Origin of the sequence: Bradyrhizobium sp. CER78 (assembly GCF_029846235.1) — a bacterium.
Classification (GTDB): domain Bacteria; phylum Pseudomonadota; class Alphaproteobacteria; order Rhizobiales; family Xanthobacteraceae; genus Bradyrhizobium.
Genome location: NZ_JARVWP010000039.1, coordinates 1 through 10,866, shown reverse-complemented (window position 1 = coordinate 10,866; position 10,866 = coordinate 1). Strand labels below are relative to the sequence as shown.

Sequence of the window (10,866 nt, the reverse complement as noted above, 5' to 3'; positions counted from 1 at the left end):
AAACCAACCTTCGAAAAACGCCGAAAACGCTGCGGCGCGCGACATCCACGCGCCTGACGGAACTTGGGTCAGCTTCTCCGCAAAGCGTTTAAGTTTGGTTGAGCAAATGGAAAAGAACGGGATCAACAAAGAGATAAGGCCGCGCGATTGAATCGCGCGGCCGGTCGTAACCTTTGATTAATGATGTTGCCGCGGCCGCGTTCAGGACGCTGCGATAATGACCTTGTCGCCGTCGAGCACGAGCGTCACCTTCAACCCGCAGGCTTCAGCCAAGAGGCGCGTGTAATGCGGCTGCACCGCATGTGCATCGACCGTGTTCGGCGAGCTTGCATTGAGCAGGTCGACGATGTTCTGTGGCACACGCGCATTGAGGCCCGCGGCCTGGATACGGAAGGTCATGGTTTCGCCCTCGCCGACCGGATCGATGGTGAGCGTGCCGCCGCGCGGGATGGTCTGCTGCGCGATGACCAGCATGTTGAGCAGCAGCTTGACGCGATTCTTGGGCAGCAGCAGCCGCGGCAGATTCCAGGTCAGCGTCACCTTGCCGTCCTCGATGTGCCCCTTCGCCATGTTCTGGGCGTCGCCGAGGTCGATCTGAGCGCCGGAGGAACCGGCGGCGCCGAATGCCAGCCGGCAGAACTGCAGCCGCGCCGACGCGGTCTTGGCGCTCTTGCGGATCAGATCGAGCGCGAAGTCGCGATCTTCAGGCTTCGGATTGTCGTCAAGGACCTCAAGGCCATTGACGATCGCGCCGACCGGACTGATGAGATCGTGACAGACCCGCGAGCACAACAGCGCCGCGAGTTCGAGCGCATCGGGAGCGGGACCGGGAGACGAAGTGCCAGACATCAATTGTTTCCTGGAAAGCCGCACGCCGACCGAGGAGTGCGAATCACGCATGCCTGTCGGCTTGATACACCGGGCAGACGGATGCTGCCAGCGTGCGGCGGGGCTGGCATCATGATCTCAGGGGAAGACGAACAGGATATGAGAGCCGCCCATGAATAAGGCACAATCGCCCGCCGTCGACTGCGACAAGGCCGCCACACTGCTCGACCAGCTGACCGAGCTCGTGATCCGCGCCGGCGAGGCGATTCTTGCGGTCAACCGTTCCGCCATGAATGTGACCGGCAAGAGTGACGGCTCGCCGGTCACCGAAGCCGATCTCGCCGCCGACCACATCATCGTCGAAGGGCTGACGCGGCTGGCGCCGCATGTGTCGCTGCTGTCGGAGGAGCGCGTGCATCTGGCGACGCCGCCCTACAAGGACAGTTTCTTCCTGATCGATCCGCTCGACGGCACCAAGGAGTTCGTCGCCGGCCGCAACGAGTTCACCGTCAATGTGGCGCTGGTCACGCACGGCGTGCCACTGCTCGGCATCGTCGGCGCGCCGGCGCTCGGATTGATCTGGCGCGGCATCGTCGGCAAGGGCGCGGAGCGATTGACACTGAAGGGCGGCGCGGCTTCGCAGGCGGTGGCGATCAAGTCCCGTCCTTGCCCGCCACGCGGCGCGCCCTGGACCGTTGCGGTGAGCCGTTCACATGGTGATGCACGCACCGAGGCCTTCATCGACGAACGCGGCGGCGCGGTCCGCGCCGTGCTGGGATCGGCGGTCAAGTTCGGCCGTGTCGCCGAGGGTGCGGTCGATATCTATCCCCGCCTCTCCCCCACATCCGAATGGGATGTGGCGGCCGGTCACGCGGTGGTCGTCGCCGCCGGCGGCAAGGTGACCGATTCGCACGGGCACCCCCTGCATTTCGGGCTCGGCCGCGAGGACTTCCTGGTGCCGGAATTCATTGCCTGGGGCGACCCCGCCGCGGCCTAAAGCACGATCCGGAAAAGTGCGAGGCGGTTTTCCCTCGCGACAAACGCGGAACGCGTTTGCGCGGAGATCATGCTCAGGACAAAGAGCTGACTACTGCGCGAGATCTTCTTCCAGCTCCGGCCAGCGTGCCGCGGCTTCCTTCAGGAAGCGCGCGGGATCGGCGGCGAAGGCATCGCGGCTATGTTCCCGGTTGAACAGATAGAGCCTGTTCCCGACAACGGCCCAGAATCGCGGATTGCCGGCACAGGTCACGCCCCGCACCAGATCGGTCGGATCGTAGCCGCCGAACTGCGGACCGTAGATTTCAGGATGCGCCACGAACGAGGCGCGGTTGCCTTCGTTGCGGAAGCGCCAGACCGCGCCGCTTTCGGCGGCCTCGAATTCCGGCCGGCCCTGGGTGGCGGCGGCGTCGGTGAAATAGGCGACCGGATCGAATCCCTCGATCGCCAGGCCCGAGTAGCGGTTCGTCACCACGCGCTCGGTCGTGGTGGCCTGAACAGGCAAAGCAGGGCAGATGGCCGCCAAAATGCCCGCCAACAGGCCGAAAAACGCCATGCCCCGGCACGATCCATATCTTTCCTGCCGTTGTGCCGTCATAGTTGATACCGATAACATCCGAGTCGAGGGGACACTGGGCGCAACCTAGAGCCGTGCCTGTTGGCATCAGGTTAAAGGGCAACGCCCGGATTTCGATAGCAGGGGTTCTTAATGACTTTCGCATCACGCCTTGCCGCGGTCGCGTTTGCCGCGCTGATGTGCTGGAGCGCAGGGGCGTCCGCGCAGCAGCCCCCACCACCGCAATATCCGCCGCCGCAGCGTGAACAGACCCCGTATACTTACGGGCCCGACGAACTGGTCGGCGCCGGACACAAGTTCTTCGGCAACGTTTCGCGCGGGCTGGCCTCCGTGATCGAGCGCGCGGTCAGCCAATGGGGTCTGCCCAACGGTTATGTGCTCGGCGAGGAAGGCTCCGGCGCGTTCGTCGCCGGACTGCGCTATGGCGAAGGCACGCTCTACACCAAGAACGCCGGCGACCTCCGGGTCTATTGGCAGGGTCCCTCGGTCGGCTTCGACTGGGGCGGCGACGGCGCCCGCACCATGACGCTGGTCTACAACCTGCCTTCGACGCAGGCGATCTACCAGCGCTTCGTCGGCATCGACGGCTCGGCCTATATCGTCGGCGGCTTCGGCATGACGGCGCTGACCGCCAACAACATCGTGCTGGTCCCGATTCGCTCGGGCATCGGCCTGCGGCTCGGCGCCAGCGTCGGCTATCTCAAATACACCCCGCGCGCGACCTGGAACCCGTTCTAGGTCGCAGCCTCGAACGGGTCCTTGCGCCAAGCGCTCCGGCACTGTTAGCGATTCAGGTTAACGCGGCAAACGGGCTGGCCTTTGGCCGGCCCGCCGTGGCATTGTGATTAACAAATTCCTGCTTTCTTTGGAGTGACCCTTCATGATCGAGCCGATCATGTACGCGGCGATCGGTTTCCTGATCTCGATGCTGTGCGGCCTGATGATCGTACCCCTGGTGCATAACCGGGCGGTGCGGCTGACCACGCGCCGGATGGAGGCGGCCACCCCGCTGTCGATGGCCGAGATCCAGGCCGACAAGGACCAGCTCCGTGCCGAATTCGCCATGTCGGCCCGCCGGCTCGAGATGAGCGTCGACCAGCTCAAGAGCAAGACCACGAGCCAGCTCGCCGAGCTCGGCAAGAAGACCGACGCGATCAACCGCATGAAGATCGAGCTGGGCGAGAAGAACGCCGCGATCTTCGCGATGGAAGCGCGCGAGAAGGCGATGAAGGAGCAGCTTCGCGCCACCGAGGAGGAGTTCGGCGCCAAGACCGAGCTGCTGCGCAACGCCGAGCAGGCGCTGACCGACAAGCAGGGCGAGCTTGGCAGGATCAATGCCGAGCTCAGCGACCGCTCGATCACCGCCGACAGCCGCCAGGTCGAGCTGGTCGCGGTGCGGACCCAGGTCGAGGAGTTGAAGAACCGTGTCGGCGATGCCGCCAGGGAGTTCGCGGCGACCGAGGCGCGCCTCGCCCAGGAGCGCAGCCAGTCGGAGACCGTGACGCGCGATCTCGCTGATGCGCGCGGCCGGGTCGAGAATCTGAGCCAGCGCGTCACCGACCTCGACCGTCAGCTGATCGTCCAGGTCAAGGAGGCCGAGATGCTCGGTAACCGCGTCAGCGACCTCGAGACACGGCTTGCGACCCAGGGCAAGCTGCTCGCCGAGCGCGAATTCGAGAACGGCCAGCTCAAGCAGGCCAACGCGGCCGCGGAGCGGACGGTGCAGGAGCTGCGCGAGGAGATCGCCGCAGCGGGCGGCGGCAAATCGTCCGTGCTCGAGCAGCTGCGCCAGGAGAAGGCCGCAGTCGAGGAGCAGCTGCGCACAGCCCGCGACGAACGCGGCAAGCTGCAGCGCGACATCAACGCGATCCAGCAGCAGGCCGAGAGCTCCTGGGCGACCGAGCGGATGGAGAACGCGCTGCTGCGCGAACGCATCAACGACATCGCAGCCGAAGTGGCCAAGCTCGCGATCCAGCTCGAGGGCCCCAATTCGGCGATCGAGGCCATGCTGGCGGCGGAGCCGACCGTGCCGGCCAAGATCGCCTTGCAGCCCGCCGCCAAGCCCGCCAGCGGTGCCGCAAACGGCGTCCCGCCGGGCAGCGGGATGCCCGAAGGCGGCGGCACGCTCGCCGAGCGCATCCGGGCGCTGCAGTCACACGCCTCCCGCGCCCGACAGCAAGGCGCCTGATTTACACAGGGTTTGGCTTGACACCCCTACCCGGCACTTCGTAAATCGCACGCTCTGACGAAGCGCCACTTTTCGACCGGCCGGCATCGGCCGTTGGCATGTCATATCCCGGACGCATAGCTCAGCGGGAGAGCGTTCCCTTCACACGGGAGAGGTCCAAGGTTCGATCCCTTGTGCGTCCACCATTCCCCCTCCCTGGATCGCCGGCTGCGGACGATTGTCGACATTCCGGCGCCGTTGGGACCGCCGCATCAAAAATCTCGAAAACAACCCCATGCAAAGCAGCCGACGCGCGTGCGACGCGGCCGGCAGTCCGGCTCATTGCCGGCGGCGCTGGGGTGTCGATGACGGGTTGGAGGTGCGTCGTCCGAGTGTGCCGAGCAGATCGCGCACGGCGCCGTCGAGCTCGCCGGATGGCGGGGTGGCTTGATCGGCGGGTTGCGTGCCGGTCGGCCGATACCAGGCGCGGGCAGACATGTCGTCATTCGCGGCCCGAAGCTGAGGCGCATGCCCCCGCGGTGGCGTCCGCAGTCGGCGGCGCGAGATCAGCTCGCGGACGCCGTACCCGGCTACGAACCCGATCGCGGTGACGACAACGACAGTCAGAATTTCCAGTATTGCGCTGTCCCACGATCACTCTGCTGCGGTGCAATAAGCGCGACAATGCGGCAGGGGCTTGACCGGACCGATTCCTTTTCACTGTATCGCACACAACCCTGCCCCTCGGAGTCATACGGGGTTTTGTTTGCAGGCCTCCTCGGCTACCTTCCCGGAACTCGCGAGGGGGCCGGGACGTCTCGATGCGCAAGGGTAATGATTACATTCTGAAGCTGCGACCTTGGTCGTTGTCGACCTTCGTGGTCGCATTGCTGGCGGTGGTGCTGGCCACCGCCACCCAGGAAATGTTCGCAAGCTTCGGCATGCAATTCTATTTTGCGGGCTTCGTGCCGGCGATCCTGATCGCCGGCCTGATGGGCGGCGCGCCAGCCGGCGCCTTCGCCACGATCATCACGCTTCCGATCGTCTGGTGGGCGTTCATGCCGCCGTATTTCGAGTTCGCCTGGCCGACCGCGGCCGATTACGACAGCATGGCGATGTTCGTGCTGTCGAGCGCGCTCCTGGTGTGTTTCTCGCAGCTCTATCGGGAGGCACTGGTCATCCTGCGGAAGTAGGCGCCTGGCGCAGGCCCGAACTCCCCGCCGGTGGCGGCAAGCCGGTTGCCCGCGGCGATCATTCGCCCTCAGATCCCGAACATCCAGACCGCGACGATGGTGGCGAGCGTCGCCACGCCGCTGACCGTCCAGCCCACCGCGTAGAATGTGTTCTCCGGGGCGGTGTCGAGCACCGTGTTGGTGGTTTCCGTCATTGACCGCCAGCGCATGGCGTCTCTCCTCGGAACTCCTGCCCAGCGACATAACGCAGCTCCCGGTTCCAGGTTCCGCCCACATCGCGCCGGCCGCGCCGTTCACGCTGAACTCACGGACTGCTGATCGGGCTCGCGGAACCTGCGACATTCTGTCCCGTTGAGGGGCGCCGGAAACCAACTTGGGAGAACCATCCGATGCGAACACTGATCCTCGCCGCCACCGCCCTCGCCTTCGTCTCGTCCGCCGCGCTCGCGCAGGACAAGGCAGGCGGCACCACGGCCCCAGCCGCCCAAAGCGGCGACACGGCGGCCAAGGGCGAGGCGACCAAGATGGCGCCAAAGAAGAAAACGAAGAAGAGCGCAAAGAAATCGAAGGCCAAATCTGACGCCACCAAGTCCGGCGCCGCCGCGACCGGCGACGATGCGACCGAGCAATAAACAGAAACAATCCCACACCGCGATCGCGGAAACGACGAAACGGAAAAGGCCGCCCGAAGGCGGCCTTTTTACTGTCTCGGTGCGGATGCTGCCTCGGCCTTTGACGTCGCATTCAGCTGCGCCGCCGGCTTGAAACAGGAGAGCTTGGACCAGTGAGAGCTAGGCCAGCGAATTGAAGTGCGGGAGAGGGAGCGAAAGAGGCGCAGAGCCGATAATCCGCACCGCCATTGGATCGTTCTGAAAATTGACCACCGGCTCCAGGAATTGCTCCACCTCCCGCACCTTCTGTTCTGCCGTGCGCGCAGCGGCGACGCATGATCCAAACGGGCTATCACCGCAATCCGCAGCAGGAATCGTCGATAGGCTTAATGCTGAGCGCCATCGTCGTGCCGTGCCGCGAGCCCGCTCTCTTGCACGCGCTCGGCGAACCAGCGCGACGTGGCGCTGTCGATCGCGCCGCCGGCATAGACTTCGGAAAAGCTCACGCCGCTCTGTCCGACGATCACCAGAACGCCCATCGCATAGGCAAACCACACGTTCGGATCGGTCAGCGCGGCCAGCTTTCGCTGATCGTGCTCGAGCGGCTGGTGATTGCTGTCCTTGCGCAGCTCGATAGCCAGCAGATTGTTCGGAATGTCGCGCTGATGCACGACGATATCGGGATAGATCGACTTGCCGAGATGGTCATCGGTCGAGCTCCCAGAACCGCGCGGCAGCCGCAGCGTGCGCTCGCCGAGCCGATCATAGTTGCAGTCGACCTGCCAGCCGGAGAACTGTCGCTCGACATAGACCGCCAGCCGGTGAGTAAGCGTTCGCTCGCCGAGATCGCGCTCCAGCAGGAACGTCTCCTGCGCGTAAAACTCCTGCACGGCGGCGATCACCTTGTTCAGCTCGGTCTGCATTGGCGCCTCCGACTGGACTGGACCCTGATGAGACTAGGTTGAGCTGGAGTGGCGTCGAAAGTTCACCTCTCCCTTGGGAGAGGTCGATTTGCGCAGCAAATCGGGTGAGGGGTGACGGTTTATCGAGAGAGCAAGAGCCCTCACCCGGATTGCACCGGACGATGCTTCGCATCGCCGAGAGCAATCCGACCTCTCCCCGACGGGGAGAGGTGGACCGGGACTACACCAAGCCGCTTCAATCAAGAATTCATCCCGCTTTAGACCGCCACCGCGGCCGTTGAAGACTGCCCTGCTACATCTGCACTTCGATCAGCCGCGGGCCCGGCTCGGCGACGGCATTCGCCAGCGCCTTGTTGAACTCATCCGCTGACGTGACCGCCACCGCCGGCACGCCCATGCCCTTTGCGAGCGCGACGAAATCGAGCGTCGGCCGATCGATCTTCAGCATGTCCTGCGCCCGCTTGCCCGGCTCGCCGGCGCCGACGCCGTCGAACTCGCCGCGCAGGATCTGGTAGATGCGGTTGGCGAACACGATGGTCACGACGTTGAGCCCTTCGCGCGCCTGCGTCCACAGCGACTGGATCGTGTACATCGCGCTGCCGTCGCCGACCAAGCAGATCACCTTGCGGTCCGGGCAGGCGACCGCGGCGCCGGTCGCCACCGGCGTCGAGAAGCCGATCGAGCCGCCCATGTTCTGCAACCAGTCGTGCGGCGCAGCGCCCGCCGTCGGCGGAAAGAAACCGCGGCCGGTGGTGACGGATTCATCGACCATGATGGCGTTGTCGGGGATCGCGCACGCAATCGCCTGCGCGATCGTTGAGTGGTTGAGCGCGCCGGTCGGCTTGACCAGTTCCGGATGCTGCTGCGGCTTGACGTCCTGCGCCGTCGCATGCAGCGCATTGGCCAGCGCCTCGAGGGCTGCGACCGAATTCTCGCCCCAGGCGGTCATGCGATGCACCTCGCAGCCTTCCGCCTTCAGCATGCTCGGCTTGTTCGGATAGGCGAAGAACGCCACCGGATCGTTGGCCTCGACCAATACAATGTGACGGAAATTCTTCAGGATCGGCAGCGCCTGCTCGATCACATAGGGGATGCGGTTGACCGAAAAGCGGCCGCGGCCGCGCGCCATGCGCGGGTGATAGGTCTGGCCCATCACGGTGCAGCCGGTCTTGCCGGCGATGCGCTCGGCGAGCGCCAGCCCGTGCTCGGTCAGCGCGCTGCCGGTGACCAGCAGCAGCGTATGCGCGGCATCGCCGTGCAGGATCCTCGCCGCGGTGTCGACCGCCTGCGGCGAATAGCTCGGGCGCTGCGTGTCGACAGGCGCCTCGGCGATGCCGTCGGCCTCGTTCCAGGCGGTGTCGGCGGGCAGGATCAGCGTTGCGATCTGGGGCGGCGCGCTCTTGGCTGCGGCGATCGCCGCCGCGCCATCGGCCGCGACCGACTTGGCATCCGGCGAGGTGCGCACCCAGGACGACATCGGCCGCGCCAGGCCCTCGATATCCGATGTCAGCGGCGCGTTGTAGCCGATGTGGTAGGTGGCGTGCTGACCGACGATGTTGACGATGCCGGAATGCGCCTTCTTGGCGTTGTGCAGATTGGCAAGGCCGTTGGCGAGGCCGGGCCCGAGATGCAGCAAGGTCGAGGCCGGTGTTCCCTTCATGCGGAAATAGCCATCGGCCGCGCCGGTCACCACGCCTTCGAACAGGCCGAGCACGCAGCGCATGCCCGGGACCTTGTCCAGCGCCGCGACGAAATGCATCTCCGAGGTGCCCGGATTGGTAAAACAGACATCCACGCCGCCCGCGACCAATGTCCGTACCAGACTTTCCGCACCGTTCATGCTCTCGCTCCCGTTTCGAGATGTTCTTGTAGTCGCTCCAGATCAACCATTCTTCATCCGCTTCGTCAAAGGTTTGACCGGACAATGCAGGTATCGCCTGCGGTCTGTTGCCTTTTTAAACCGTGTTGCCGGAAAGTGCCTAAAGTCACAGCTTCGTCGCTTGCGAAACGCCGGCAATTGTGGCCTCTCTGAGCACATATTTGATTGTTCGCGAGGGGGACGACCATGCGCCCGATTGCCTTGATGTTTGCCGCGCTCACGATCCTGGCGGGTGCCGGCAAGGCCCACGCCCAATTCTTCGACTCCCGTGGCTACCAGTCCGACGCCCCGAGCTTCTTCGGCGGCGGCGGTGCAAGCCCGATCCCGCGCGCCACCGTCGACTACCCGACCAATTACGCCCCCGGGACCATCGTGGTGAACACCGCTGAGCGCCGGCTCTATCTGGTGCTGGCGAACGGCCAGGCGCTGCGCTACGGCATCGGCGTCGGCCGCGACGGCTTCCGATGGAGCGGTGTCCACCGCATCTCCGCCAAGAAGGAATGGCCGTCCTGGACGCCGCCGTCGCAGATGCTGCACCGCCGCCCGGATCTGCCGCGCCACATGAACGGCGGCATCGAGAACCCGCTCGGCGCGCGCGCGATGTATCTCGGCTCGACGCTGTACCGCATCCACGGCTCGAACGAACCGGAGACGATCGGCCAGGCGGTCTCGTCAGGCTGCTTCCGCATGACCAATGACGACGTCACCGACCTCTACAATCGGGTCTCGGTCGGCGCCACCGTCGTTGTGAAGAACTGATCGCGACGATTTCAACGGAATCGGGCGCCGCCGTCCGGCAAGTTCGCCGATCCCGCCTTGCGCTGCCGCACACCTTGCGGCAGCGTTGTCATAATGTCCCAGCACCGCCCTTCGATCCTGCTCGTTCTCGCCGCAACGCTCGCCGCTTGCCTCGCTGATATCCCCGTGCCTGCCGCCGCCGAGGTGCCGGCCATCGTCGCGCGCCAGCGCAACGAGAAGAAGGTGTTCACCGACGCCGAGATCGTCGAGGGTTTCCTGAAGACGGCGTTCGGCGCCGAATATCATCTCGCCGGACGGGTCGACCGCATCCGCAAATACGACAGGGCGGTACGCGTGTTTGCCGACGGCAACCGCGCCGATCGCAAGGCCCAGCTCGCCAAGGTCGTCGCCGACATCCGCAGCAAGGTGCAGCATCTCGACATCGCGATGACCGATAATCACGACGCGGCCAATGTCGTGGTCAAGATGGTGCGCGACCGCGAGCTCTACCGCACGATCGCAACCTACTACGGGCAGGAGCGCGCCAAGGAGATCCGCTCCTCGCTCGACCCGCAATGCCTGTCCGGCTTCCGCAAGAACGAGAACTACGAGATCGAACATTCCGACGTCATCCTCACCGTCGACAATGGCGACTTCGTCTTCCTCGACTGCGCCTATGAGGAGCTGCTGCAGTCGCTCGGCCCGATCAACGACACCGCAACGGTGCCGTGGACCATGTTCAACGACAGCGTCTCGATGGGTTTCTTCGACGTCTACGACCAATATCTGCTCAATCTGCTCTACGACCCCCGCATCAAGCCTGGCATGACCGTGCAGGAGGTCAAGGCCGCGCTGCCCGACGTGCTCACCGACGTCCGTGCCTGGGTGGCGAAGGTGAACCATCTGGAGTGAGGGTGGCGGGGGTCGGTGCATGGCGCTCGCCAGAAACACCGC

General features: G+C 65.0%; 13 protein-coding genes and 1 tRNA gene. 8 read left to right on the top strand and 6 right to left on the bottom strand.

Annotation, left to right across the window (positions count from 1 at the left end; genetic code table 11):
* Nucleotides 1-201: 201 nt before the first annotated feature.
* Nucleotides 202-849, bottom strand: a complete 648-nt coding sequence (locus tag QDT69_RS37175) for a histidine phosphotransferase family protein (protein WP_279711420.1) — start codon at nucleotides 847-849, stop codon at nucleotides 202-204.
* A 151-nt stretch (nucleotides 850-1,000) separates the two neighbouring features.
* On the opposite strand from QDT69_RS37175, the gene cysQ reads away from it, so the two are divergent.
* On the top strand, nucleotides 1,001-1,825 hold the full coding sequence (gene cysQ / locus QDT69_RS37170; protein ID WP_279711419.1) for a 3'(2'),5'-bisphosphate nucleotidase CysQ: 825 nt from the start codon (nucleotides 1,001-1,003) through the stop codon (nucleotides 1,823-1,825).
* Nucleotides 1,826-1,915: 90 nt separating this feature from the next.
* Here the strand turns inward: cysQ and QDT69_RS37165 are convergent, their stop codons facing one another.
* Entirely contained in the window at nucleotides 1,916-2,380 is a 465-nt protein-coding gene (locus QDT69_RS37165) for a YHS domain-containing (seleno)protein (RefSeq protein WP_279711418.1), read from the bottom strand.
* Nucleotides 2,381-2,533: 153 nt separating this feature from the next.
* On the opposite strand from QDT69_RS37165, the gene QDT69_RS37160 reads away from it, so the two are divergent.
* The 3 genes from QDT69_RS37160 to QDT69_RS37150 all read left to right on the top strand — a co-directional run bounded on the left by QDT69_RS37160 (nucleotide 2,534) and on the right by QDT69_RS37150 (nucleotide 4,774).
* Nucleotides 2,534-3,139, top strand: coding sequence for a DUF1134 domain-containing protein (locus QDT69_RS37160; protein WP_063695545.1), 606 nt, complete (start codon nucleotides 2,534-2,536; stop codon nucleotides 3,137-3,139).
* 142 nt (nucleotides 3,140-3,281) lie between these two features.
* Nucleotides 3,282-4,589 (top strand): hypothetical protein, encoded by a 1,308-nt coding sequence (locus QDT69_RS37155; RefSeq protein ID WP_279711417.1) that lies wholly within the window; start codon nucleotides 3,282-3,284, stop codon nucleotides 4,587-4,589.
* A gap of 110 nt (nucleotides 4,590-4,699) precedes the next feature.
* Nucleotides 4,700-4,774 (top strand) — tRNA-Val (locus QDT69_RS37150).
* A 133-nt stretch (nucleotides 4,775-4,907) separates the two neighbouring features.
* Here the strand turns inward: QDT69_RS37150 and QDT69_RS37145 are convergent.
* Nucleotides 4,908-5,066: a hypothetical protein gene (locus tag QDT69_RS37145; protein ID WP_279711416.1), complete on the bottom strand. Its 159-nt coding sequence runs from the start codon at nucleotides 5,064-5,066 to the stop codon at nucleotides 4,908-4,910.
* A 323-nt stretch (nucleotides 5,067-5,389) separates the two neighbouring features.
* Between QDT69_RS37145 and QDT69_RS37140 the strand changes: the two genes are divergently transcribed.
* Entirely contained in the window at nucleotides 5,390-5,761 is a 372-nt protein-coding gene (locus QDT69_RS37140; protein ID WP_279711415.1) for a DUF4118 domain-containing protein, read from the top strand.
* A 68-nt stretch (nucleotides 5,762-5,829) separates the two neighbouring features.
* Here the strand turns inward: QDT69_RS37140 and QDT69_RS37135 are convergent, their stop codons facing one another.
* On the bottom strand, nucleotides 5,830-5,970 hold the full coding sequence (locus QDT69_RS37135) for a hypothetical protein (RefSeq protein ID WP_157863344.1): 141 nt from the start codon (nucleotides 5,968-5,970) through the stop codon (nucleotides 5,830-5,832).
* Between the two features lie 180 nt (nucleotides 5,971-6,150).
* On the opposite strand from QDT69_RS37135, the gene QDT69_RS37130 reads away from it, so the two are divergent.
* A complete protein-coding gene (locus QDT69_RS37130) occupies nucleotides 6,151-6,393 on the top strand; it encodes a hypothetical protein (RefSeq protein WP_279711414.1) in 243 nt (80 codons plus the stop codon).
* 365 nt (nucleotides 6,394-6,758) lie between these two features.
* Here QDT69_RS37130 and QDT69_RS37125 read toward each other — a convergent pair whose 3' ends face one another.
* Both QDT69_RS37125 and QDT69_RS37120 read right to left on the bottom strand, forming a co-directional pair.
* On the bottom strand, nucleotides 6,759-7,295 hold the full coding sequence (locus tag QDT69_RS37125) for a hypothetical protein (protein ID WP_279711413.1): 537 nt from the start codon (nucleotides 7,293-7,295) through the stop codon (nucleotides 6,759-6,761).
* Between the two features lie 292 nt (nucleotides 7,296-7,587).
* Complete coding sequence (locus tag QDT69_RS37120; RefSeq protein ID WP_279711412.1) at nucleotides 7,588-9,135, bottom strand: acetolactate synthase large subunit; 1,548 nt, start codon at nucleotides 9,133-9,135, stop codon at nucleotides 7,588-7,590.
* Between the two features lie 225 nt (nucleotides 9,136-9,360).
* Between QDT69_RS37120 and QDT69_RS37115 the strand changes: the two genes are divergently transcribed.
* Together QDT69_RS37115 and QDT69_RS37110 are read left to right on the top strand one after the other, a co-directional pair.
* Nucleotides 9,361-9,933, top strand: a complete 573-nt coding sequence (locus QDT69_RS37115) for a L,D-transpeptidase (protein WP_279711411.1) — start codon at nucleotides 9,361-9,363, stop codon at nucleotides 9,931-9,933.
* Nucleotides 9,934-10,026: 93 nt separating this feature from the next.
* Nucleotides 10,027-10,824, top strand: coding sequence for a DUF2927 domain-containing protein (locus QDT69_RS37110; RefSeq protein WP_279711410.1), 798 nt, complete (start codon nucleotides 10,027-10,029; stop codon nucleotides 10,822-10,824).
* Nucleotides 10,825-10,866 lie beyond the last annotated feature (42 nt).